The organism is Desulfoferrobacter suflitae (assembly GCF_022603395.1).
GTDB lineage: Bacteria > Desulfobacterota > Syntrophobacteria > Syntrophobacterales > Syntrophobacteraceae > Desulfoferrobacter > Desulfoferrobacter suflitae.
On sequence record NZ_JAIBKA010000008.1, the window covers coordinates 130015 to 154636 of the forward strand.

The 24622-nt window shown below is 58.3% G+C and carries 22 protein-coding genes; 11 read left to right on the forward strand and 11 right to left on the reverse strand.

Features of this window, described 5'->3' with window-relative positions; all coding sequences use genetic code 11:
- Positions 1–378 precede the first annotated feature (378 nt).
- The 4 genes from lpdD to K1V27_RS14910 all read left to right on the forward strand — a co-directional run bounded on the left by lpdD (position 379) and on the right by K1V27_RS14910 (position 3519).
- Entirely contained in the window at positions 379–774 is a 396-nt protein-coding gene (lpdD, locus tag K1V27_RS14895) for a prenylated flavin chaperone LpdD (RefSeq protein WP_258930839.1), read from the forward strand.
- A complete protein-coding gene (locus tag K1V27_RS14900) occupies positions 767–1345 on the forward strand; it encodes a UbiX family flavin prenyltransferase (protein ID WP_258930840.1) in 579 nt (192 codons plus the stop codon). The genes lpdD and K1V27_RS14900 overlap by 8 nt, the downstream gene beginning before the upstream one ends.
- A 68-nt stretch (positions 1346–1413) precedes the next feature.
- The gene (locus K1V27_RS14905) at positions 1414–2199 is read left to right on the forward strand and encodes a hypothetical protein (protein ID WP_258930841.1); all 786 of its coding nucleotides are present in this window, start codon (positions 1414–1416) and stop codon (positions 2197–2199) included.
- Positions 2200–2265: 66 nt separating this feature from the next.
- On the forward strand, positions 2266–3519 hold the full coding sequence (locus K1V27_RS14910) for an MFS transporter (RefSeq protein ID WP_258930842.1): 1254 nt from the start codon (positions 2266–2268) through the stop codon (positions 3517–3519).
- 68 nt (positions 3520–3587) lie between these two features.
- On the opposite strand, the gene K1V27_RS14915 is transcribed toward K1V27_RS14910, so the two are convergent.
- Positions 3588–4337, reverse strand: a complete 750-nt coding sequence (locus K1V27_RS14915) for an HAD family hydrolase (protein ID WP_258930843.1) — start codon at positions 4335–4337, stop codon at positions 3588–3590.
- A gap of 102 nt (positions 4338–4439) precedes the next feature.
- Between K1V27_RS14915 and K1V27_RS14920 the strand changes: the two genes are divergently transcribed.
- The 6 genes from K1V27_RS14920 to K1V27_RS14945 all read left to right on the forward strand — a co-directional run bounded on the left by K1V27_RS14920 (position 4440) and on the right by K1V27_RS14945 (position 10605).
- A complete protein-coding gene (locus K1V27_RS14920) occupies positions 4440–4592 on the forward strand; it encodes a hypothetical protein (RefSeq protein ID WP_258930844.1) in 153 nt (50 codons plus the stop codon).
- 389 nt (positions 4593–4981) lie between these two features.
- The gene (locus tag K1V27_RS14925; RefSeq protein ID WP_258930845.1) at positions 4982–6529 is read left to right on the forward strand and encodes an ABC transporter substrate-binding protein; all 1548 of its coding nucleotides are present in this window, start codon (positions 4982–4984) and stop codon (positions 6527–6529) included.
- A 178-nt stretch (positions 6530–6707) separates the two neighbouring features.
- Positions 6708–7685 (forward strand): ABC transporter permease, encoded by a 978-nt coding sequence (locus K1V27_RS14930; protein ID WP_353740587.1) that lies wholly within the window; start codon positions 6708–6710, stop codon positions 7683–7685.
- A gap of 20 nt (positions 7686–7705) precedes the next feature.
- The gene (locus K1V27_RS14935; RefSeq protein ID WP_353740588.1) at positions 7706–8605 is read left to right on the forward strand and encodes an ABC transporter permease; all 900 of its coding nucleotides are present in this window, start codon (positions 7706–7708) and stop codon (positions 8603–8605) included.
- Positions 8606–8607: 2 nt separating this feature from the next.
- A complete protein-coding gene (locus K1V27_RS14940) occupies positions 8608–9579 on the forward strand; it encodes an ABC transporter ATP-binding protein (RefSeq protein WP_258930848.1) in 972 nt (323 codons plus the stop codon).
- Positions 9580–9591: 12 nt separating this feature from the next.
- Positions 9592–10605, forward strand: a complete 1014-nt coding sequence (locus K1V27_RS14945; protein WP_258930849.1) for an ABC transporter ATP-binding protein — start codon at positions 9592–9594, stop codon at positions 10603–10605.
- 6 nt (positions 10606–10611) lie between these two features.
- Here K1V27_RS14945 and K1V27_RS14950 read toward each other — a convergent pair whose 3' ends face one another.
- The gene (locus tag K1V27_RS14950) at positions 10612–11481 is read right to left on the reverse strand and encodes an endonuclease/exonuclease/phosphatase family protein (protein WP_258930972.1); all 870 of its coding nucleotides are present in this window, start codon (positions 11479–11481) and stop codon (positions 10612–10614) included.
- Between the two features lie 110 nt (positions 11482–11591).
- Entirely contained in the window at positions 11592–12101 is a 510-nt protein-coding gene (locus tag K1V27_RS14955; protein WP_258930850.1) for a GNAT family N-acetyltransferase, read from the reverse strand.
- Between the two features lie 208 nt (positions 12102–12309).
- Between K1V27_RS14955 and K1V27_RS14960 the strand changes: the two genes are divergently transcribed.
- Positions 12310–13155 (forward strand): lysophospholipid acyltransferase family protein, encoded by an 846-nt coding sequence (locus tag K1V27_RS14960; protein WP_258930851.1) that lies wholly within the window; start codon positions 12310–12312, stop codon positions 13153–13155.
- On the opposite strand, the gene K1V27_RS14965 is transcribed toward K1V27_RS14960, so the two are convergent.
- From K1V27_RS14965 to K1V27_RS15000, 8 genes are all read right to left on the reverse strand, one after another.
- On the reverse strand, positions 13045–13776 hold the full coding sequence (locus K1V27_RS14965; RefSeq protein ID WP_258930852.1) for an alpha/beta hydrolase family protein: 732 nt from the start codon (positions 13774–13776) through the stop codon (positions 13045–13047). The genes K1V27_RS14960 and K1V27_RS14965 overlap by 111 nt on opposite strands.
- A 41-nt stretch (positions 13777–13817) precedes the next feature.
- Positions 13818–14516, reverse strand: coding sequence for a class I SAM-dependent methyltransferase (locus K1V27_RS14970; RefSeq protein WP_258930853.1), 699 nt, complete (start codon positions 14514–14516; stop codon positions 13818–13820).
- A gap of 147 nt (positions 14517–14663) precedes the next feature.
- On the reverse strand, positions 14664–17768 hold the full coding sequence (locus K1V27_RS14975) for an efflux RND transporter permease subunit (RefSeq protein ID WP_258930854.1): 3105 nt from the start codon (positions 17766–17768) through the stop codon (positions 14664–14666).
- The gene (locus K1V27_RS14980) at positions 17765–18949 is read right to left on the reverse strand and encodes an efflux RND transporter periplasmic adaptor subunit (RefSeq protein WP_258930855.1); all 1185 of its coding nucleotides are present in this window, start codon (positions 18947–18949) and stop codon (positions 17765–17767) included. Before K1V27_RS14980 ends, K1V27_RS14975 begins: the two co-directional genes overlap by 4 nt.
- Positions 18950–19160: 211 nt before the next feature.
- Positions 19161–20621: an efflux transporter outer membrane subunit gene (locus K1V27_RS14985; RefSeq protein WP_258930856.1), complete on the reverse strand. Its 1461-nt coding sequence runs from the start codon at positions 20619–20621 to the stop codon at positions 19161–19163.
- 125 nt (positions 20622–20746) lie between these two features.
- On the reverse strand, positions 20747–22426 hold the full coding sequence (locus tag K1V27_RS14990) for an SPFH domain-containing protein (RefSeq protein WP_258930857.1): 1680 nt from the start codon (positions 22424–22426) through the stop codon (positions 20747–20749).
- Positions 22423–23967, reverse strand: a complete 1545-nt coding sequence (locus tag K1V27_RS14995) for an SPFH domain-containing protein (protein ID WP_258930858.1) — start codon at positions 23965–23967, stop codon at positions 22423–22425. Before K1V27_RS14995 ends, K1V27_RS14990 begins: the two co-directional genes overlap by 4 nt.
- 259 nt (positions 23968–24226) lie before the next feature.
- Positions 24227–24373: a hypothetical protein gene (locus tag K1V27_RS15000; RefSeq protein WP_258930859.1), complete on the reverse strand. Its 147-nt coding sequence runs from the start codon at positions 24371–24373 to the stop codon at positions 24227–24229.
- Between the last annotated feature and the right edge of the window lie 249 nt (positions 24374–24622).

Below are 24622 nucleotides of genomic sequence, written 5' to 3' on the forward strand. Positions count from 1 at the left end.
CCGCTATGACCGAAAAGGACACAAGCCCAATTCCCGGACAGGTTCCCAGCATCCTAGCAGAGTTTGACCATTTTTCAACAATTCTGTGCCCGGTCGTCACAACCGTCCGCACCCAACGGCTATGAAAACCGGCCTTTCTTTGCCGCAGATGCACGCGGATAAACGCTGTACCCACTGGGGATCAGGGTTCATCTGCAGTCACGGCCTGTGGTGGGTTACGGCGCAAAAAAACGCGCAGCCACCAACCCTGTCGGATCTGCACTTAACTCTGGCTGACAATTGCTGGCTTTATACTTGTAACCCGGGATGCTATCTCATATAGTGTTTACCTCAAACAAGCGGCGATAAGAACACCCTGAAACGGTCGGGCAAACGGTCATGAGTCTGGAACCCCGTTACTTTGAGACAGAACAAGGCGGCTTCCGTATCTGCGCCCTCCTGCAGCGCCTGGGCAACGACTATCTCGTCGCCATCTGGGGAGGCGCAGCCCATATCGGCGCCGTAGCCATGGCCCAGTCGAGGCCAAGCTTGGCCGATCCCGAGCGGCTGTCGGCGTCCGCCTCGGTATTTTGCTATGTGGGACACAAGGAGGACGAGCTTGCCAAGAAAGTCTCAGAACGCCTGGCGGCAGCTTTGGATGCCAAGGTTGTGGTGGTCGCGGGAATTCATTGGGACCATCTGGAGCCCTCGGGAATCCACCAGATCGTCACAAATGTTTATGCATTGATGGACAGCATTGTGCAACAGGAAAGCGCAGGAAAGATCCGTGAATGACTCTTCGAGGCGGATTGTGGTGGGAATCTCCGGCGCCAGTGGCGTGATCTATGGGCTGGAAATGCTGCGTGCTTTGCGCCGGCTGGGCTACGAAAGCCATGTGGTGATCAGCGCGGCGGCACGCCGAAATTTTACTCTTGAAACCAACGTCTCTTTGCAGGAAGTGGAGTCCCTTGCCGATCACGTGCACGCGGAAACCGATCTGGCCGCCCCTATTGCCAGCGGCTCCTTCCTCACTGCAGGCATGGCGGTCATCCCGTGCACCATCAAATCCCTTTCCGCCATAGCCAATTCGTACAATGAAAACCTGTTGATTCGAGCAGCCGATGTCACTCTCAAAGAGAGGCGCACTCTGGTGCTGGTAGTGCGTGAGACGCCCCTGCACAAAGGTCACCTGCAACTGATGCTGGCCGCCGCCTCGCTTGGCGCAGTAATTCTTCCTCCAGTTCCCGCCTTCTATCATTTTCCCGCAACCATCGACGACATCATTCGGCAAACAGTGGGCAAGGTGCTCGACTGCTTCCGCATTCCTCACAGCCTGTTTCGCCGCTGGGAAGGCCCGCGCGAGTAAGGTCCGGTTCCCGGCTGTTTCGATCATATATCGCAGCTCATTCCACCTGAACAAGGGAGGCGACCGGAATGACGATCAATATGCAAGGATCAAAACCCTATAAGAAGATGAGGCGCACCTGCCGCACCCGAGCGGTTTCTGAAAAGCGCGTCGTATGGCCGCGCTTTGTATCGCAACCCTTTGCGGAGGGCCGTTTTCAAGTGAGGCCGCTGCGCCGGCAACTGATCGATTCGGCCGCGGCCCTGTGGCGCATCGCCTATCCCGAAATATACGGATCACCGCATGAATTCCTGCTCGATCCCGAACGTTATGAAGGGTGCGTGGCCCTCGAGGATAACTGGGATGAGGATTCGCTCAGGCGCGTCTACTGCATGACGGTGGTGGAGGAGCTGGCAACGAACCAGGTGGTCTCGGCGACCCTCTTGACCAAATTTACCAAGAATCTGCAAGTGGAATACACCTTTGCCGCCACTCATCCGGACTATCGCCAGAGCAAGCTGACCGACGAGCTCAGACGAATGACGCGCAAAATCGCCTACAATTCCGGTGCTGAATATCTGACCACCTTTTGCGAAACCTGGCACGATATAACCCAGTACTGGTGCATCAAGGGCGGCTGGAAGATTGCCGGCATCTTCCCGGGAAATTTCGTGCGCTGGAACGGCGACAATGAAGAATATCGGGGCTGCGCCGTGCACTTCTACCGCTTCATCGGGGCAGCAGAAGCCCACACAACCAGGCCGGAAGAATGGCACCTGGCCGCTCCCGCAAAAGCCGTCTGGGACACCCTGGATAGGGTCAACCGGGAAATAGAAAGGGCCGCTAAAACCTCAAGCGAGGCGATTGAAGGGTAACGGAACACCCCTGCGACGCTGCAACGCAAATCGCATAACACCTCATTTGACCAAGGATGATGGCCCATGGATCCGGACCCGGGCAACCCCACGCATTCCTACAAGGCCCTGCTTTTCATTTGCTGTGGCGTGACGTTCACCTGCTATCTCGGCTCGTATATGCGCATTCCCGTAGTTCCTTTGTTTGCTAAATCGTTCGGTGCCAACACTGCTGAAGTGGGCATGATCAACTCCTCGTTCCTGTTCACGGCGGGCCTGCTCTCTCTTCCCCTGGGCATCCTGTCCGACCGTCTGGGACGTAAATTGCTCATTCTGTGCGGATTATTGATCTCTGCCCTGACCTCCGTGATGCTCTACTTCAGCAGCAGCGCGCAGCAGTTGATGTGGATTTATGTGTTGTTCGGCATGGGGCTGGCCGCATTCGCTCCCACCATGATGTCGTTTGTTGCCGACTTCTCTCCCCTCACCCATCTGGGACGCTCCTATGGCTGGTATACCCTGGCCATTTACGGAGGCATGAGTCTGGGGCCTGCCGTTGGAGGCATGACGGCACAGCGGTTCGGATTCCTCAGCGTTTTCCTGGTGTCGGGCGTCCTGATCTTTGCACTGTTCTGGCTGGTGCTGTGCTATCTTCCGCGCGCTCGCCACGTACTGATCAACAGACCGCCTAAACGCAACACCCGGGTGGTGGCCAAAGAATTTCTCAAAAACACCCCTCTGCTTGCCTGCTGGATGGTGACCCTGGGCGGTTGCTTCGGTCTCGGGATGTTTGTCACTTTTATTCCCCTCCATGCCCAAGGGCACGGTGTGAGCATCAGCGGCATCGGTATCATCTTTGCCACTCAGGCCGTGTGCAACGCCCTTTCACGCATCCCTTTCGGACAACTGAGCGACAAAGTCGCCCGCCGCAGCAACCTGGTGATCGTGGGGCTGCTGGGCTTTGCTCTTTGCATGTTCGGCTTCGGCCTGGCACACAGCCTCGTCACCTTCATGGTGTTCGCCGCCGGGCTGGGAATCAGCATGGGGGTAGCCTTCACGGCAGTCGGAGCGCTCATTTCGGAGGTGGTGCCGGCCGATGCGCGAGGCCTCGCCATGGGCGGCTATAACAGCTGCATCTATTTCGGCATGATGCTCAGCTCACTGGTGATGGGCATCATCATCGAAAGGATTGGCTTCAAAAACAGTTTTTTCGCGGTCGCCGGCGTGAACCTCAGCGCCATCCTGTTTTTTTACCTCATGTTCAACCGGACTGCAGCCGCCGCAGCGCCGAAAGTCGTCACACAATTGCCGGGCGAAGCCGACTGCCGCTCCCGGGACTAGCAGCTCGTGCGAGAACGCCGGTCACGCTCTCCGCCGATGACCTTGGACCGTCGCTTCCGCCTCCACCCTCAGCCCTTCAGCAGGGCGAGCAGTTCGGGCCAGGACGATATTCTCGGGACCCGATCATCCACATCCTGCAACTGCTCGGAAGCGACTCCCGGGGCAAACGGAATTTTCCTATCGCGCACATAAGTCATCCAGATGGGCCGCATTCCCGACCGGAGAGCTCCCTCCACATCCGGTTCGGGATCATCGCCGACGTAGGCAATTTGCGCGCAACCGCGGCGCAGCTCGTGCGCGAGCATGCCGAAGACCACTGGATGCGGCTTGCGATAGCCTATGGCGCCGGATATCAGGATCACCTCGAAAAAATCCATCAAACCGAGCACTTCCAATATGCGCCTCGCCGCCGGTGCATGGGTGAAGTTGGAGAGCAACCCCAGAGGATATTTTGCCTTGAGGTTCGCGAGCATTTCCGCGGTGCCGGGGATCAATGTCGAATAGTCCAGGAAGGCGGAAAAATAGGCTTCCACGGCTTCAGCAATGGTTCCCTCATCCGGTCCGATGCTGTAGCCCTGTTGCTGCAGCGCCGCACTGATCCAAAAACGGTTGTGCGTTTCCCTGCCGTCCCTGCGCGTCTCCCCAATGAAGCGCAGCGCCGCCTGCCGATGATCGCGGCGAAACACCTCACAGTCCAGCGACACGCCGTTCCCCTCGAGGCTGTCGGTCAACCGCGTGAGAGCGGCATCGAGAGCATCGGGGCGGACGGTGATCAGGGTATTGAATAGGTCGAAACCCAGAGCCTCTATGTTATGCATCGAGTCATTTCCCTCTCGTACCGTGCAATGGTTCCCGGTAATGATTATTCAATAGTATGGAAAACGTTCTGCCGAGGCATAGTAACACAGAAGGAGAACCATATGGAAACGTTGGAAAGAGACGCGTGCGTGTTTGAGGGGCGTGAATTGGCGGACGGGGCTGAGCTCTGTCAGGGAGACGAGTGCCGGGTGTGCGTGGATGGAAGGCTGACGGAATGGAAGGAGATATGCTGCCCGCGTATGCTGGATGAATGATGGATTCCCTGCCTTAAGAGACCCCTTTGGATAAGAGGCTTTGCCGGTGGGCAGGGTGTGCCTCGGTGGCACGAAATGCCTACCATCCTATCCCATTTTCTGCTATGGTCGAGTTCGTTCGGGAGCCGGCCTGATTGACCGCCGCCCTGTTGCCATCGGCGGCGTAGTGACCTGGCGGCAGGCCTGAGAGTGGGAGATGCTTCTCCCTCGAGGGCTGATCGTCAGGCACACGTGACTCCGTGGGTGGGGCGCAGTGCCTCAACCCGAACGATTTCAAGGTATTGGGTTCCTTCCCCCCGCGGACGGACGGGGTGTGTGCCCCGCAGGGGAAGAGGGAGTATGCGCATGATAACGAAATAAGCTCTTGACCTAACAAGGAGGGATTGCGTATGAAGCGTTTAGTTGTCATTTTGTCGATTGTCATTCTTGCCGGTTCGGGGTTGGCCCGGGCGGCAACCTTGCGATTGGCCATGGACGCCGACCCGGTTTCCCTGGATCCGCATGTCCAGTTATCCGGTGGAATGCTGCAGTACTCGCACATGGTCTATGACCCCCTCATTCGGTGGACTCAGGACGTGCAGTTCGAACCTCGACTGGCGGAGAAATGGGAACGCCTCGATCCTCTCACCGTCCGGTTTCACCTGCGCAAGGATGTCAGGTTTCACTCGGGCAACCCCTTCACCGCCAAAGACGTCGCCTGGACTCTGGCAAGGCTCAAGAAGAGCCAGGATTTCAAGGGGCTCTTTGAACCCTTTGCAGAACCGGTGATCGTCGATGACCACACTATCGACCTTAAGACCAAAAAGCCGTACGGCCTCACCCTGAACATGTGCACCTATATCTTCCCGATGGATTCCCAGTTCTATTCCGGCAAGGATGACAAGGGCCTGGACAAGGATGCCATTGTAAAAACAGAATATTCCTTCGCCAACGAACATGAATCGGGTACCGGGCCGTATTACGTCGAATCCCGCGAACCGGGCCAAAAATGGGTGCTGAAGGCGTTCCCGGAATACTGGGACAAGAACCGGGGCAATGTGGACACCATCATCCTCACGCCCATCAGTGAGGACGCCACCCGGGTAGCCGCCCTGCTTGCCGGGGACGTCGATTTCATTATGCCGGTGCCGCCGCAGGATTTTGATCGCATCGAGAACAGCCGGGGCATTCAGCTCATCACCATGCCCGGTACGCGCGTCATCACCTTTCAGCTCAACCAGAAGCGGCGCCCCGAATTCAAAGATGCAAAGGTACGCCAGGCCATCGTCTACGCCGTGAACAACACCGGCATTGTTGACAAAATCATGAAAGGCCGTGCCACTGTTGCCGCCCAGAATTCACCCCCGGGCTACGTGGGCTACGTCGCGGATTTGTCCCCCAGGTTCGACCTCGAAAAGGCCCGCCAGCTCATGAAGGAAGCCGGTCACGAACAGGGCTTCGTGGTCAGCATGATCGCCCCGAACAACCGTTATGTGAACGATGAAAAGATCGCTGAAGCGGTGGCCTCCATGCTTTCCAAGATCAACATCAAGGTGGAGCTCAAGACCATGCCCAAAGCGCAATACTGGGATGAGTTCGATGCCCAGGTCGCCGATATCCAGATGATCGGCTGGCACTCGGATACCGAGGACTCCGCCAATTTCTTCGAGTTCCTGTACATGTGCCCCAACAAGGAAACCGGCTACGGCCAGTACAATAGTGGCAACTACTGCAATCCTAAAGTGGATGAGTTGACCCTGGCTTCCCAGAGCGAAACGGACCGCGCCAAGCGAGCCACCATGCTGCAGGAGGTGGAGCGCATTCTGTACGCGGACGCCGCGTTTGTTCCCCTCCACTGGCAGATGCTCTCCTGGGCCGGCAGCGACAAGCTCAGGAATGCCGACAAGATCGTCAACGTCATGAATTTTCCCTACTTTGGTGATCTCAACATGGATTAACGCATCAACCGACCACGGACCGGCGCCGGCGGTCACAGCCGGCACCGGCTCCGTGCGGTATCCTGTGGCTCAAGAGCTGCCCCGCTTTTGGGCCGCTTTTGTACTCCAGGACTTTTTGCCCACAACCCGGCCGCCGTTCCGTGCCCCCTGCGGCAACGAAAGCATTGTCGATAGCCATATGTTTGCATTCATCATCAAGCGCACCGCCCAGGCCATGGTCGTCATGCTGATCATCAGCCTCATCGGATTTGCCATCAAGCAGTCCGTGGGGGACCCAATCCGCGAAATCACAGGCATTTCGGTTTCAGCCCAGGAACGGGAAGCCCTCAAGGAAAAATTGGGGCTCAACGATCCCTTCCCCGTTCAGTGGCTGCGCTTCGTGGGCAAGGCTCTCCAGGGCGACCTTGGCAACTCGTTTTACTTCAAGCGCCCGGCGTTGCAGGTCATTTTGAGCAAAGCGCCGGCCACCCTGGAACTGGTTTTTTCCACTTCCGTCCTGGTGATTCTGCTCTCCATCCCCATCGGTATCTATGCCGCGGTCAAACCGACCACCTGGCTGGCGCGATTTTTCATGGGGGCAAGCATCGTGGGAGTCTCCATCCCGGTTTTCCTCACGGCCATTCTGCTCATTTACGTCTTTTCCGTAGGACTGGGGTGGCTGCCCTCCTATGGTCGCGGGGAAACGGTAGAGATTTTTTCCGGCTGGCAAACCGGCTATCTCACCGTCGACGGGCTCAAGCACCTGATTCTTCCAAGCATCGCCCTGTCCTCCATCATGCTGCCCCTGTTCATTCGTCTCATCCGCGCCGAAATGAAGGAAGTCCTCGAAACCGAATACATCAAGTATGCCCGCGCCAAAGGACTCAAATCCTCCCGCATTCTCTTTGTGCATGCTTTTAAGAACACCTTGCTGCCGGTCATAACCGTCGGCGGCGTGCAGCTCGGCACCCTCATCGCCTTCACCATCCTCACAGAGACCGTCTTTCAGTGGAAAGGGATGGGGGCCATGTTCATCGAATCCGTGGAAAGAGCCGATACGTCCCTCATGGTGGCCTATCTGGTGTTCGTCGGATTCATCTTCGTGCTGGTCAACACCCTGGTGGATCTCATCTACGGGCTGGTGAATCCCATGGTCCGCATTTCCGGGAGGAAGTAGGCGTGAACACCTGGCGCAAGATGCAACAATCCTACTTCCTCCACAGCTTCCTGCGCGATCCGCTGGCGGTGGGCAGTCTTTTCATCCTGCTGCTGCTGGTCATTGCCAGTTTCGGCGCCCCCCTCATTGCGCCTCACAACCCCTACGACACGACCACCATTGACATCCTCGATTCGGAACTTCCCCCCATCTGGCTGGAAAAAAGCGACAGCCGGTTTCTTCTGGGCACCGACTCGCAGGGGCGGGACATGCTTTCCACCATGCTTTACGGCATGCGGGTGTCCATCATCATCGGTTTGGGAGCGGTTTTTCTGCAGGCTGTGATGGGCATTCTCATCGGTCTGGTGGCGGGTTATAAAGGCAAACGGCTGGACGCCTTCCTCATGCGTCTGGCGGACGTTCAGCTTTCCTTTTCAACCTATATGGTGGCCATCTTTTTCGGCGCCCTCTTCCAGGCCGCATTCGGCATGGGAATGTATGAGGAATTTGCCATTCCCCTGTTGATTTTCATCATCGGGTTCGCTGAATGGCCGCAATACGCCCGCACGGTTCGAGCCTCGGTTATGGCGGAGAAGAAAAAGGAATATGTCGAGGCCGCGCGCGTCATCGGCCTGAGACCCGGGCGCATCATGTGGCGGCATATTCTTCCCAACACGCTGACCTCGGTGCTGGTCATTTCCACCGTTCAGGTGGCCAACGCCATCATGAGCGAAGCGGCTCTGTCCTTCATCGGGCTCGGTATGCCCGTTACCCGCCCCTCCCTGGGGTCCCTCATCAAAGCCGGGTTCGACTATATTTTCAGCGGCTCCTGGTGGATCACGCTGTTTCCCGGCCTGGCCCTGGTGTTGCTCATCCTTTCGGTCAACCTGCTCGGCGACTGGCTGCGGGACTTTCTCAATCCCAAGCTGTACAAGGAGTAAACGTGGCGGACAGGGACAACCTGTTATCGGTGAAGGATCTTATCATCCGCTTCCAGCTCAGGCAGGGGGCGCTTACCGCCGTCAACCGGGTGAGCTTCGATTTGGCTAAGGGAGAGCGGCTTGGACTGGTGGGTGAATCGGGAGCGGGCAAGTCCGTCACCGGCTTCGGCATTTTGAATCTGATCAGCAAGCCGGGACGTATCACCCACGGCTCCATTCGTTTCGAAGGGCGCGAGTTGACGCAAATGTCTGAGGAAGAGATGCGTCGCATCCGCGGCAATCGCATCAGCATGATCTTCCAGGATCCCATGATGACCCTGAACCCGGTTTTGACCATCGGCACCCAGATGGTGGAAACCCTGTTGGCGCATAAACCGATATCCCGCCGGGAGGCAACGGAAATTGCGCTGGATCGCATCAACAGGGTATCCATATCGTCCCCCCAAAAGCGGCTCGAACAGTACCCGCATGAATTTTCCGGCGGCATGCGCCAGCGCATCGTCATCGCCATCGCCCTGCTCACTTCGCCGGCGCTGATCATCGCCGATGAACCGACGACCGCCCTCGATGTGACCATCCAGGCGGACATTCTGGAACTGCTGCTGCACCTGTGCGACACCGAAAAAACGGGCCTCATCCTGATCACTCACGACCTGGCGGTGGTGTCGCAGGTTACCGAACGCATCGCCGTCATGTATGCCGGAACCATTGTCGAGACCGGGGCAACCGGACAAATCATCCGGAACCCCCAGCACCCCTACACCCAGGGTCTGCTGGCTGCGCTGCCGCAAAACGTTCCAGCGGGCGGCCGCCTCAAACAAATTCCCGGTGTTATGCCCGGACCCAGTCGAATTCCAGCGGGCTGCCCGTTCAACACCCGGTGTGCGCTGTGCGAAGAGGTCTGCCGCACGGTGCAGCCGCCACTCGAACCCAAGCAGGCGGGCTGTCTGGCTGCCTGCCATCTGCTCAATTGAGCGGGATTGGACATGCCCCGGAAAACCTTGATCAGCATTCAAAATGTTGTCAAACACTTCGATATCTCGGGAGGTTGGCTGGACCAGCTGAAATTTTCCGGAGGCCGCCTGGTGCGCCGGAAAACCGTCGTTCGCGCCGTCAATGATGTGAGCCTTGACATTGAACAGGGGGAAACGCTCAGTGTGGTGGGTGAGTCCGGATGCGGCAAATCAACCCTGGCACGGACCGTTATGCGCCTCTACCCGCCCGACTCCGGACAGGTGCTGTACCGCGGCCAACGCATCGACAACTTGAGCTCCAGCGACATGAAGACCTACCGCACCCGTATGCAGATGGTTTTTCAAGACCCTTACGCATCCCTCAATCCGCGCATGAGTGTGCGTCAGATCCTGGAGGAGCCCATCCGTTTTCTGCGCGGCACTCTGCGCCGCGACGAAATCCAGGAAGCGGTGGCGGCAATCATGCTGCAGGTGGGTGTCGATCCGGATTGGAGAGATCGCTATCCACACGAATTCTCGGGCGGTCAGCGGCAGCGCATCTCCATTGCCCGAGCTCTGGCCGTGGACCCTGAATTCATCGTGGCCGATGAACCCATAGCGGCCCTGGATGTCTCGATCCAGGCTCAGATCCTCAATCTCATGATGGACTTGCAGCAGGAGCGGGGTTTGACATACATGTTCATCAGTCATGACTTGTCCGTGGTGAAGCACATCTCCAGCCGCGTGGCCGTGATGTACCTTGGTACCGTGTGCGAGCTGGCCAGGGCCGGCACGGTATTCCAATCTCCGCGGCATCCCTACACGCAGGCGCTGCTCTCGGCCATCCCGCGCCTGGGTGAACAAGGCTTTCGCCATGAAAGGCTCAAGGGGGACGTGCCCACTCCCATCCAATTGCCTTCCGGCTGCGTCTTCCACGGCCGCTGCCGCTACGCCGATGGCCGCTGCGTCAAAGAAATACCGCGACTGCGGCAGGTCGATGAACAGACCATGACGGCCTGCCATGCCGTCGAAGAGGGCCGCATATAGAGTTTTTCAGTGGCGCGTCCGGGATGATCCGGCAAGGTAATTGCCGCTGACTTTGAATTCCACCACCATCGGATTGTGGTCTGACGATTTGACTCGAATCACCCTCGCCTTGACCAGGTCCAATCCCCTGAAAAAGATGTGATCGACCGGTTTCTTGAATACTTTCTTGCGCAGATCTGTTTTGAAGGGCACCGAGCGAAGACCCAGTTCCTCGGTCACCTCGGCCAGCGAATTGACCCTTCTCATACTCCAGGTGTTGAAATCCCCCGCCAGGATAAGAGGGCCGGTATGATTCTGGAGCTCCTTTTTGAGCTCACGTGCCTGGGATCTGAACGATCCCGTCCCCAGAGCAAAATTGATGGCATGGACATTGGCCACCAGCAGCATTTCGCAGCAGTTGGACAGGCGGTACTTGGTGACAAGCGAGCTCTTGGGGACTCGAATGATCGGCTCTGTAGCTCGCAGTGCACGACAGTACTGGGGACGTGCAAAGGACGCAGTAAGAACGCCGCTTGGAACCTGGTTGGCCATATAGATGAAGCTCGGTGAAAAGACCCACCCCCGGCGCTCGGAATTCAACCCGTTCAATACCGTTTCTGTGAGATACGCTTCCTGAATCAGAACCAGATCCATGTTGGCCGAAATCTGCCGATAATCCCGCTTCCACGAGCTCCTGTCGCCCTTGAGTATGTTCCAGTTCAAAAGGACGATGGAGGATGAGTCCAACTGAGATTTGGAAAAGGCCTCCTTTCTTTCCGTTGAATGAACAACCTCACAACTGTTGGCGGCTCGATCATGTGAACCGATCTGTCCGGCTCGAACTGCTCGTACCATAACCAATTCCTTTTGCGGAACGCAAACACACCCTTGCGCCACAAACAAAGCGACGACAAAACAAAAATATTGTGACGCCCTCGCTAAATCAAGCTCTCTCAACGGAGAAACTCTCTGTCCTTGAAAAACAGCGCTTGCTGCGGGAAATGCCGCTATGCAACGGCAGCGAAACCTTTTGCCATGATTCTTCTTTCAATGCCTTTGACCACGACTCGCGCGACTTCATCAAAGGCAAAGTGTTTGCGAAACCACTCCGCCTGGCGCCGCGTGCTCAACCAAAAACCGGGTTTGCCCCGCTCCCCGGCCCAGCGCTCCACCCGTTGGTGAAGGCTCATACCAATGCCTTGCCGGCGATAATCCGGGTGCACCAGAAAGCCGGTGCCGCAGGCGTAGTCATGCAGCCGGTTGCTGACCGCCGCAGGCACTTCGGGAGGCAGGTCGTCATAGTCGATCACGGTATAAAAACCCAAAATTCGACTGCCTTGCAGGGCAAGGGCAAGGTCCCGATCGGTTTTGTAAACATAGCGGCTCAGCTTGTCACGAAACCTGCGGCGCTGCCCGTCGTCCATGTGTCCGCTCAGGCTCGCAGCGGCAGGCTCGATATGGCTTTCATCGGCGATCACGATTTCCCACTTGACATCCGCACAAACTGCGCTTTTCATCGCTTCCCCTTTGACATTACAATGCGGCCGCCGTTGCATGCAAATATTGTTAGTCGGCATACAATTGTGCTAGATTTCCCGTTGTAAAATGGTGCTGACAACGGATCTTCGTTGCAGCCGATACCTGGCCCGTCGTTCGCACAGGAAATCAGGCGGGGAGACCCGCCATCCGCAACCCGTATCGTGCATAACAGAACACAGGATTGCCATGAAAGCAAATAGACTGCAGCGCTTTATGATTATTTTTAAAACCCTGGCTCTCACCCTGTGGATTTCGCTGGAAGTGATCTACAAAGTGCACCGCCGAAGCGAAACCCGGCAGGCCTGCGACCGACGGCTGCGCTGGTGGTCGACCAGGCTCCTCAACAATCTGCGCCTTTCCTACGCGGTCCAAAACCCGCACCAGGTGCGCTTCCAACCGGGCAAGCCGTACATCATCATGAGTAACCACAGCAGTCTGTGCGATATCCCTCTCATTTTCGCCACCATGCCGGGCAGCATCCGCATGCTCACCAAAAAAGAGCTGTTTGATGTTCCCATATGGGGTCTGGGCATGAAGCGCGCCGAATTCATCTCCATTGACCGGAACAATCGACGGCAGGCGATACAGGATCTCAAGGAAGCTCAAAAGAAAATGGAAAGCGGCATCATCCTCTGGGTTGCCCCCGAAGGCACACGCTCGACCACGGGAAAGCTCGGACCGTTCAAGAAAGGCGGATTCGTGCTCGCCGTGAGAACCGGGGCCACCATCGTTCCTGTGGGAATCCGCGGGGCCTTCAATGTGCTGCCTCCCAAGACCCTGGATTTTCTCCTGGGAGAGCACGCCGAAGTTCATATCGGGGAGGCCGTCGACGCCTCGCAATTCAGCAACAAGACCCTCGCTCAACTGATGGGCCAGGTGGAGCAATCCATCCGCCGTCTGGCGGGCCTGGAAAGGGAAACGTCACAACACGATCAGCCCTCGTTCCCGCAACCAGTCGATGCTCGCCTTGAGAGCGATCATACGGCACGAAGGCTGCAAAAACCGGTGCTCCGCCTCCCTGACCAGGAATAACCTCTTGGGCTCCTCCGCCCGTTGGTAAATGTGCAGCGCATCGGTCCAGGGCACCGTCTCATCCTGTTCGCCATGAATGAGCAGGACTCCCTGGATCAGTTCGAGATCCGCCAGGTTGACCGGCGCACCGAGGCCGAAACCGGCCGGGAAAAAGGCTCCCAGCTGCGATGATGCTTCCATGGCCGCCTCAATTCCGGATAGATCAAAGGGAGTGGCCCAGCACACCACCGCATCCAGCGCATAACGGCGCGCAGCCAGGGCCAGCAGTGACAAATAGCCGCCCAGGCTGGAGCCCACAAGTCCCATCCTGCCATCGCTCCACATCTGCCGCTGCACGTATTCGAGCACGGCATGCAGATCGCGCAGACGGGACGAGAGCAAACTGTCGACCGGCTGAATGCGGCTTTGGCCGCAGCCGGAAAAATCAAAACGCAGCACGGCGACTCCCCGTTGCACCAGCTGCTCGCCGATGTATGCGAACTTTCGGCTGTCTTTGGAGCTCAACATGCCGTGGCAGCAGACAACCGCCGGCGCGGGAATACGTTCCGGCAGATGCAGCAAACCCGCCAGGGAACCTGCGGGGGTGTTGACGGATAGAGGTTGGGGAGGAGGCACGTTCATGTCATCTCACAGCAGCACGCCGGCCCTGCCGCACAACGCTGTCAGCTGGCCGTTCCGGCTTCCTTCGAGCGGATGGCGTAGAGCATGATCTGCTGACTCTCGCCGTCCGAATGAATGGTTTGTGTGGTCTGCTTGAATTCGAAATACCGGGTCAGTTCGGCAAAAAACTTCGGGGTTTGCAAGGTGGCGTTTTTGGCGAGAAAAATTATCCCACCGGGAGCCAGCGTTCTGCGCAGGAATTGCACCAGAGCCGGGTACGATTCCCGGTCGTACACCACTTCGGACCCCACAATGACATCGAAAACTTCGGAAAAGCTCGCATCGGTCCAATCCAGCCTGCGCACCTCGGCGTTCCTGGCGTCATTGAGCAGCACATTGGCGCGCGCAAAGCGCAAGGCGTCCTCGTTGATGTCGGTAATGGTCACGCGGTGGCCGCACAGAGCGGCGTAGACACCGACCACGCCCAATCCCGCCCCGATCTCCAGCATCCTCCGACCCAGCACCGCCTGCTGCCTGCCGAGAAAATAGGCCAGCAGGAAGCTCGAATCCCACAGCTTGGCCCAGTAGGGCAAATCCATCATGCCGGTGGCCTTGACGTCAATGAGCTGCTCCAGATAATCCTCAAATTCTTTGATCTGAAGAATCTTGAGCACCTTGTCACCGATCTTGAGCGGCACCACATCCACCGCATACCTGCTCTCAATCCAGACCATCAATTGGTCCAGCTCACTGTTGCTCATAATTGTTTCCCTGACGTTAGCGGTTCAACTCTCTGGGTACAGTCCTATTCGCGTCCCCTTCCGACAAAGGCCGGACCAAAATTGCACACCCGGCAAGCCGAGGTCCGAAACAGCCGGCAGCCATACTGTTCAAATAAATGATAATCGCTAATGCCTGATCCCCGCCCACACCCGTGCCGTTCGAATTCCCGTCAGCCGTGCGTACAGACCCTCCATATACACATAGATGACCGGCGTAATGTAGAGGGTGAGCAACTGCGAAACCACCAGGCCGCCCACTACCGCGAGCCCCAGAGGACGGCGCGCTTCGGCCCCCGCGCCGATGCCCAGAGCGATCGGCAGTGTTCCCATGAGGGCGGCCATAGTGGTCATCATGATGGGTCGGAAGCGCAAAATACACCCTTGATAAATGGCTTCCAGAGGGCTCTTGTCACCGTCCCTTTGAGCCTGCAGAGCAAAATCGATCATCATGATGGCATTCTTCTTGACGATTCCGATCAGCATGATGACACCCACAAAAGCATAAATGCTCAAATCCGTCTTAAAGACGATGAGCGTGAGCAATGCGCCAACGCCCGCTGCCGGCAGGCCGGACAGAATGGTGAGCGGGTGTATGAAGCTCTCGTACAAAATCCCCAGCACAATGTAGATGACCAGAATGGCCATAACCAGCAGCAGCCACAAACCCCGCATGGACGACTTGAATTGTTCCGCCGTGCCCTGAAAACTGGTGGTCACCGCGGCCGGCAGGTTGAGGTCGCGCACCGCCTTCTCGATGCTGCTCACCGCCTGGCTCAGGGCAACCCCCGGTTGCAGGTTAAACGAGATGGTCACCGACGGAAGCTGACCGGTGTGGTTGACGGTCAGCGGACCGATGCTGCGCTCCAGTTTTACAAAGGATTCGAGAGGCGCCATCAAACCTCCGGCCGAGCGCACATGCAGCATGGACAGCGAAGCTGGATCCAGCTGATACTGCGGTTCCACTTCCAAAATCACGGCATACTGATTGGTCGGCGTATAGATGGTTGAAACCTGCCGCGACCCGTACGCATTGTACAGGGTGTTCTCGATCTGCCGGGCGGTGATGCCCAGAGTCTGGGCCTTGTCCCGGTCGATTTGCACCATGATCTGCGGACTGCTGATCTGCAAATCCGTGGTCACATCCTGCAAACCGGGCAGTTGCTTGAGCTCCTCTTCCAAAAGGGGAGCGTAGTAGTAAAGCTCCTCCACGTCCGGCCCCTGCACGGTAAATTGGTAGAGGGCCTTGGTGCTTCTGCCGCCAATGCGAATGGCAGGAGGATTTTGCAGATAGACATTGATTCCGGGAATGTCGGCAAGCTTCCCGCGCAAGCTCTGGATCACCTGATCGGCCGATAGTTCCCGCTCCCGACGAGGCTTGAGCCGCATGGACAAAAATCCGGTATTGCCGGTGGAGCTCATGCCGGTCGCTCCCGCCACCGACATGAACGCCTCCACATTGGGGTCATCGGCAATCACCTCGGAAACCTGCTTCTGGTAGGCCACCATGGATTCGAACGAGGTGCCTTCGGCCGCCTGGGTGAACCCGAACAGCTGTCCGGTGTCCTGGCTTGGGATAAAATCCTTGGGAATGACGACAAAGAGGTACACCGTCGCCGCCAGCAGCCCGAGTGAAACCGCCAGTGTCAGGCGGCGATGATGCAAAACCCACTTGAGGCTGACGTCGTAGACGTTCAGCATGCCCTCGAAGAAACGTTCGGAAAAAGCATAGATGCGGCCATGCTGATCGGATCCAGGCGGCTTTATGAAGCGGCTGCAGAGCATGGGCGTGAGACTCAGGGAAACAAAACCCGAAATGAGGATGGCCACAGCGATGGTCACACCAAACTCGTGCAGCAGCCTGCCCAGGATTCCCCCCATAAACAGCAGCGGAATGAAGACCGCGGCCAATGACAGAGTCATGGACAGAATCGTGAAGCCGATTTCCCTGGACCCCTCGAAGGCCGCCTGCAGCCTGCCCTTGCCCATCTCCATGTGGCGCACGATGTTTTCCAGCATCACGATGGCATCATCCACCACAAAGCCCACGCACAGGGTCAGCGCCATCAAGGAGAGGTTGTCCAGGCTGTAATCCAGCAGGTACATGACGGCGAACGTCCCGATGATGGACATGGGCAGAGCGAGACTGGCAATGAGGGTGGCCGACAGGTTGCGCAGGAACAAGAAAATGACCAGCACGACCAAACCGATGGCCAGATAAAGGGTGAACTTCACGTCCTCAATGGATTCGCGAATCGAAATGGAACGGTCGTAGAGGATATTGAGATCGACCGATCCGGGTATCTGGGCGCGGAAAGTGGGCAGCAATTCCTTGATGGCATCCACCACCTGCACCGTGTTGGTGCCCGGCTGCCGCTGAATCGCAAGGACGATTGCCTGCGTGTTGTTGTACCAGCTGATGCGCTTGTTGTTCTCCACACTGTCCAGGACCCGGCCCAGCTCCTGCAATCGAACCGGCGATCCGTTGCGGTACGCGACAATCAGTGGTCGATAGGCGGCGGCATTGAAGAGCTGCCCGCTGGCTTCCACGGTATAGGCATGGTACTTGCCATACAGGGTTCCCGTGGGAAGATTGACATTGGCTTTATCGATGGCGTTTTCGATTTCATCCATGCCGATGCCCATATTGGCAAGGGCGTTGGGATTGACCTGGATGCGCACGGCATATTTTTGCGATCCGTAGACCATCACCTGGGCCACCCCGCTGATCATGGAGATGCGCTGCGCCATCAGAGTCTGGGCATATTCGTCGACGCGCGACAGGGGAAGGATGGGCGAGCTCAACGCCAGATAAAGGACCGGCTGGTCGGCGGGATTCACCTTACGGTAGCTGGGGGGATTCGGCATATCCACAGGCAGCAGCCGCTGGGCCTTGGCTATGGCCGTCTGAACATCTTGAGCGGCGGCGTCGATGCTGCGCTCCATGGCGAATTGCAGGGTGATCCGGGTGCTGCCGATAGCGCTGGTCGAGGTCATGGAGTCGAGGCCGGCGATGGTCGAGAATTCTTTTTCCAATGGGGTGGCGACGGAGGAAGCCATGTTTTCGGGGCTGGATCCGGGCAGACTGGCGGACACCTGGATGGTTGGAAAATCCACGTTGGGCAATTCACTCACCGGCAGCAGACGGTATCCCATCATGCCGAAAACCAGGATGGCCAGCATCAGCAGGGTGGTCGTCACCGGGCGCCGAATGAAGACGGCTGCAATATTCATGGTCTGGCTTCCCTGCCGGGTTGTTGCGAGCCTTCCACAACCTTGACCAGGGCCCCCGGGAACAGACGCAATTGCCCGTCGGTCACCACCTTGTCGGCGGCTTTAACACCCCCCTCGACCACCACCTCGTCCCCCACCGTAAAACCCAGTTTCACCTGCCTGAGCTCCACAGTCTGATCGGCCTTGACCACATAGACATAGCTCCCTTCCTGCCCCATTTGCACGGCCCGCGAAGGGATAATGACGGCGTTTGGCTGCTCGCCCAGGATCAACGCCACATAGACGAACTGGCCCGGCCACAGCGCATTGTCTTCATTGGCAAAGGTGGCCTTGAGCTGAATGGTGCCCGTTGTCGTATCGACCGAATTGTCGATAAAGGTCAGCCGGCCGACAAATTGCCGCTCCTGCTGCCCCGGGATGACCGCTTCCACCTGCAGCGGCTTGACACTCATGTGCCTTTTGATTTCCGGCAGATAGCGCTCGGGCACGGTAAAAATCGTATAGATGGGGCTGGTCTGGCGGATCACCACCATGGGCTTGTCATTGTCGTTGGCCTTCATGATGTTGCCCACATCCACTTTGACTTCCCCCGTATACCCGTCGATGGGGGAGCGGATGGCGCAATACTCGAGCTCGATCGCGGCTTTCTCCACCGCCGCCTCGTCGGCGCGCAGCGTGGCCTCGAGGGCTTTCACGCTGGTGCGCACCTTGTCGTATTCTTCAGCCGAAACGTAGCCCTTTTTGACCACCGACGTGTAGCGCTCCAATTGTTTGCGCGCGTTTTCCAGCTGCGCCCGGTCTCTGGCGAGATTCGCCCGAGCCAGCTTCAGTTCGGCTTCAAACGGGGCAGCATCCAGCGTGAACAGAAGATCGCCCTGCCTGACCCGCTGTCCCTCCTGGAAGTGCACACCGGTGATTTCCCCGGCCACCTGAGCTTGCACCACCACCTTGGCGAAAGACTGCACGCTGCCTATGGCACGCAGCTGCACCGGTACCGTTCTTTGCACCGCTTCGGCCACGCTCACGGGCATCGCCACGTGCCTGCGCGCATCCTGGACTTTGGCCTTGCTGTCGGCATCGTTGGAACAAGCGCTCAGCGCCGCCGCTAAAACGAACAACAGCGCGGCGGCCGGCTTCCGGCCGATGCGCCATTTCCTCGACGAATGCTCGATTGATTTCATGTGAAACATGTTCCTTACTACCTGCTCCCCGCTAAAACCAGCTGCCCATCATCTCCCATTCTAAGCTAATTTTGCCCAGGCAACCAGTGCTTCAACAGCACATTGTGCCCGAGGTGGTCACAACCGCAGCCGCAACGGCTGCATGGAAAATCTTCTTTTCTTCCTGAAAAGCCGCATGCGGGGGAGAGGAAGGCGAGGGGTCTCGTTGTCGCTACCGGGGCAATTGCCATCCTCCGCCAAGGGCCTTGAACAACGCCACCAGATTGGTCGACACGCGCTGATCGCTTGCCACCAGCTCGTCTTCGGACTGGGAAAGGGCCCTCTGACTCACCAGGACATTCAAAAAATCCACCAAGCCCTCGGCATACAGCGCACTGGAGATGTCAGCCGCACGTCGGTTGGCATCCACGGCGGCCATCAGCGATTTGCGCGTCTGTTTTTCCTTGGCATAGGCAACGAGCGCATTCTCAACATCCTCCAGCGAGGTCAGCACCGCCTGCTCATAGGAAGCCAGGGCCTGCTCCTGGCGAGCGTTCTGCACTTCGATGTTGGCGCGAATCCGCCCGGCGTCAAATACCGGCCAGCTCACCGTCGGTCCGACGTCCCAGAGCAGGCTGCCGCTTTGCACCAGGTCTTGAATGTCGGCACTCTGCAGACCGAGAAATCCGGTCAGGGAAAAACTCGGGAAAAGATCCGCCGTAGCCGCTCCAATGCGCGCAGTGGCAGCCGCCAGTTCCATCTCGGCGCGGCGGATGTCGGGCCGCCTGCGCAACAGCTCCGAAGGCAGTCCGATGGGCACCTCGGGGGGCACCGGAGGAATCGGTTTGTCCTCGGACAATTCCGTCAGCAGCGCCTCGGGCGGGCGCCCCAACAGCACCCCGATGCGATGCATGGCCTGCCGGGCGGACGATTCCAGGGCCGGCACCTGGGATTCGGTCGTGGTCAGCAGGGCTTCCGCCTGGGCCACGTCGAGCTTGTTGCCCAGCCCGGCCTCGAGACGTCCCCGGGTGAGGTCGAGGCTCTTGCGCTGCAAGTCTATATTTTCCTTCAGGATCGCAATTCGTCTCTGGGTGCCGCGCAGCTCGAGGTAATTTCGGGCCACCTCGGAGAGCAGGACCACCAGTACGTCACGCCGATTCCACCGGGCTGCCGCGAGGTCCGCATCGGCCGCTTGCACGCGCCTGCGGATGCGCCCGAAGACGTCGATTTCCCAGCCGGCGTCAAAGCCTGTTTCGAACAGATCCTGTTCGGAGCCCCCTCCGAACTCGGCCGTTTCCCCATCCCGCGCAACGGGTGTGGCTGTGCCGCTGCGCCGCACCCGTGAATAGCTGCCGGAAACGTTGACGCCCGGCGCCAGATCGGAGGCCACCACGCCGCGCAGTGCGCGCGCTTCGCGGATGCGGGCTGCAGCGCCCTTCAAGTCGAGGTTCGCGCTGACCGCACGATCAATCAGGGAATCGAGCTGGGGATCGCCGAACACAGTCCACCAGCCGATGACCTCGGAAGAAGCGCTGGTCACCCCTTGCTGGGGAGCCCCGCTCCATTGCCGGGGAACATCCACTTTAGGACTGTGAAAATCGGGGCCCACCATGCAGCCCGCCAAAGCCGCCAGCATGCAGCCCGCAGCCACGATCGTGAGGATCGATCCGACAACCGGTAATCCACCCTTCATCCATCCACTCTCCACAGGCCGGAAGTCCCGGCCGTCTTTCCCTGTTGTGCTTCCTCAACGTGCGCCACGCCACGGCCAGGTCCCTCGCCCCATTCCACGCACCGCTCGAGCGGCGCCGGCGCGGTTCACTTCTTCCCCTTCATCACCCTGGCTCCACCCAGATCGCCCAACCGCGCCTTCTCGAGATCCGTCCACAGGGTGCCGTCACCGGCGTGCAGGATGTTAACCGCCAGTTGATCGCTCAACCCATCGGCCAGGGTCCACAGATTGTAAGCCATGGGTTCGCCGAACGCCTTGACCTTGAGCTGAAACCCTCTCGCCCTTTCCCCCTCCACCATGCGAATGCGCTCGCTCTCAGCACGGCCCAGGCGCACCGTCTTCTCCGCGCGCACCCCCGCCGTTTCCTTTTCGATCTGGGCAACCCGCTTAAGCGTATTCCCGCGGATTTCCGCCACCTGCTTTTCCTGGTCGGCGCCGATTTCCGCTTTGATCTTTTTCGTCTCCTGCGCCACCTGTTCGCGCCGCTGCTCGATGAGGCTCAGTTCGGTATTGAGCTGCGCCATTTTCTTGGCGGTGTTTTGCTTTTCTTCATTGGTCAGATCCTGTTCCTGGGCGATGCTGGCCTGCTGGATGGGATCGAGAATCTGCATGGGCACGTTGACGTGGCGGATGAGGGCGCTGTGCACAATGATCCGTCGCTCGGCAAGGGTCCTGGCGAGGGCTTCAGTCAAGTCGTTCTGAAATTTTTCCCGCCCTTCCCCCACAATAAAATCGCGCGCCCCGTAAGCCGACCCCTTGAGCCGGGAAACCGAAAGAATCTGCGGCATGATGATCTTGTCGACAGCGGCGGGAAGATCTCCATAGCTGCGATACATCCAGGCGATGTACTTGGGCAGAAGCTCGAATTCCACCGTCATGTCCAGGCTGATTTCAAACCCGTCGCGCGACGGAAATTCCACAAACTGATTGAGCACAAAGGTCGAAATGGATTCATCGCCCAGCGGCTTTGGCGCCTCCCGAGGCTGTTCGGCGGCAGTGGTTTTGGCGGGTGCCGGCGCACGCGCCTTGGAAAGATACCCTGCCCGCTTTTCCTGCTGCTCCATCAGAAGCGAGCGCTGCAGTTCTTCCATGGCCCGGTTCTGCGTGACGATCTGCCCCTTGGTGATGACTTCGCTGCCCTTTTTGCCCAGCAGCGACACCTGATTGACGCCAATTTCCAGTACATTGACGCTGAATTCGCGCGGATTGATGTAGTACAGCCCGGGCTGCAGAATGTCCTGCCGCACTCCCTTTTGGTCGGGTGCGGCGAACTGCCCCTGCGCAGCCTGCTTGCCGGAAAGCGAGGTGATCACCCCGTCGTAGCCGATGGGGATGCTGATGGCCTCGATGATGTCGATCCGGTAGCCGACGGGATTCATGCGGTATTTCCCAGGCCCCAGAATTTTTCGCCAGATGCCCTTCTGACCGGGATCAGCCAGGAATTCCCCGGCGGGAAGTTCGTTGCCCACCTTGGATGTGACCACGCCCACCTTGCCGGCCGGGATGATGGTGACCGGAACGATGTCATGCTCATACAGGAAGGGATTGAGAAAATGCCGCCCCTCCCCCAAAACATCCTCCTGGACCCCCTTCTGACCTTTCTGCGCCAAAATCTGGCCGGGCGGCAGGGGAGCCCCCGTTTTGGCGGTGATCACCGCCATGCAGTTGATCGGTACATAGAAGCGGCAGAAAAACCACTGCCACACCAGCCAGGCTGCAGCGGCGAACAGGACCAGGGAGACGGCCGCCGAAGTCACCTTTTTCATGGCGCCACCTCCTTTCTGGGCGGCAGGTAGGGCAGGAAAAGCCCGCCCAGTCCGCTCTCCTGGTCGGTACTCAGGATGGATGCGATGCGCGGCCCGACCTGCTGATACAAGCGATGGCGGGCAAGATTCATGCCGTTTTCAAATGCCACTACCTGGCCCGCGATGACGTCGGCTTCCGCCTGGTTTTTCATGCGGATCACTTGCTGTTCCGCTTGCGACTGAAGCAGGATGGCTTCCGCCTGAGCCGCAGCGGCGTCTCTTTCCAGCCGCGCCACCTGCAGATCCTTGTTGGCCGCCGTCAGGCGCACCGCCTGATCCTGTTCAGCGAGTATCACGGCTTTGATGCGAACCGTATCGGCTTCCACCTTTTCCTTGTTCTGCTGGGCGAGCATCTCCTGGCGGGTCAGCTCCGCCTGCGATTTGGCCTGTTCAATCTGCTGTTCGAACTTCTTGGCGTTTTGCACGGCCACTTCGCGCTCGCGAATGATGCTGGCGATTTCATCCGGGGGTGTGATGTTGCGGATCAATACCGACTTGATGGCCACCCCCCAGGGTTTGCACAGTTCGACCAGGTGTGTCTCGAGGTTGTCCTGAAAGCGCTGCCGGGTGTCCCCCATGATGTAGTTCTTGGCGGGATTCTTGCTCCCCTCGATGCGGCTGAAGCCTCGAGCGCGCGGCAGAATGATCTTCTTCAAGATGTCGTCCATGTCGCCCACCTGGTGAGTGAGAAGGGCCACGTCGGCAGCCACCAGAGCGTACTCGATGGTGCCTTCCACGGTGATGGTGAAGCCGTCCACCGTGAGGAAGCTGATGGCGTCGTCGCCGCTCATCTCGAAGCGCTGGCTCTGCAGATTGACTTCCACCACGTTGTACATGTAGGGATTCAGATAGTAGGTACCGGGGTCCAATACCTCCGTCTGAACGCCTTTAAGGCCCTTTGCCACGAGAAAAGTATTACGTTCTTGGGGTGCCAGATCACTGTTCAACACATCTTTTCCCGTAAGGCAGGTGACCACCCCGGCGCAGCCGGGCCGGATGTTGAAGGCGTCGAATAATTGCACGTGGTAAGCGTAAGGGTTGATGCGGTATTTCCCCGGCCGCAATACGTCCCCGACAATTCCCTTGGACCCGTTACTGGCAATGATGCTGCCGGGCGGCAGTTCCTCACCGTAAAGCCGGGTCAGCACTCCCAGCTTTCCGGCCGGGATATCGGTGATGCGCTGGATTTCCCAGCCCCACGAGTAGGGGTTTTTGAAATAGCGCCCTTCGGGCAGCACCTCGAGCTGGATGCCCTTCTGCTCCGGGGTCGTGGCGAGAATCTGGCCGCTCGGCAAATCCTTCCCGGTCTTGTGAATAAGGATGGCGATTTCACCCGGTCCGGGTTCGATCCTGCAGTAGGTCCAAACCCACAGAGGCAGGAGCAGAAGCAGGGCCACAAGCAAGATCATTTTTCCGGATGTGCCGGGAGGCCGCCACTTGAAAACGGACTTCAACCGGGAAGCTCTGGACCGCGCACCTTGAGGGGATTGATCGTCATTCATAGCAAATCCTTTTTGCTGGGTTGCCGGAGAACTGCACTTTATCAAGGAATCGCCATTAAGCAAAACTCAATCCAACGACCGGGCAACGATCCGTACTGGATAACTGTCAGTCTGACGCGGGAGAGGGAGCCGACGCCCTTGGTGGGGTAGGCGCACACCGGCATGCGGGGACGAACGGCGAACGCAGGGAGCAAAAAAGCCCGGATCGCAATGCGACCCGGGCTCGAAGTGTTGCTAATTCCGGCTACCTGGCGAGCACCTAATCCCAGCAGGAAACGCAGTTTCCTTCGCTGTCCAGACACTGTTCGCAGTAACTCTCGCTGCATTTGCGACACTCGCTCATTTCCGATTTTCGCTCGAAATCGTAACCGCACGATCGGCAGTCAAACTTTTCTTCGAAATACATCGTATCTCCTTCCTCTCGGCTCCGCCGCCGTCGCCCATGCCGGGCGGCCCGTTGGCCGAGCGGCTTGCTGTTGCTGCAAATACCCGGAAACCGGGTTTTTCCAACCTTATGTCGCATTGTAACTCTTACCTGGAAAATAGCCACTCACCCGCTGAAAATCCATTGCAGACACACGCAATGCTGCTCCCTTCCAAGCGGACCGATGCAGCATTACTTGCATATCCCGCGTTCAGGGTATGGCTGGCTTGA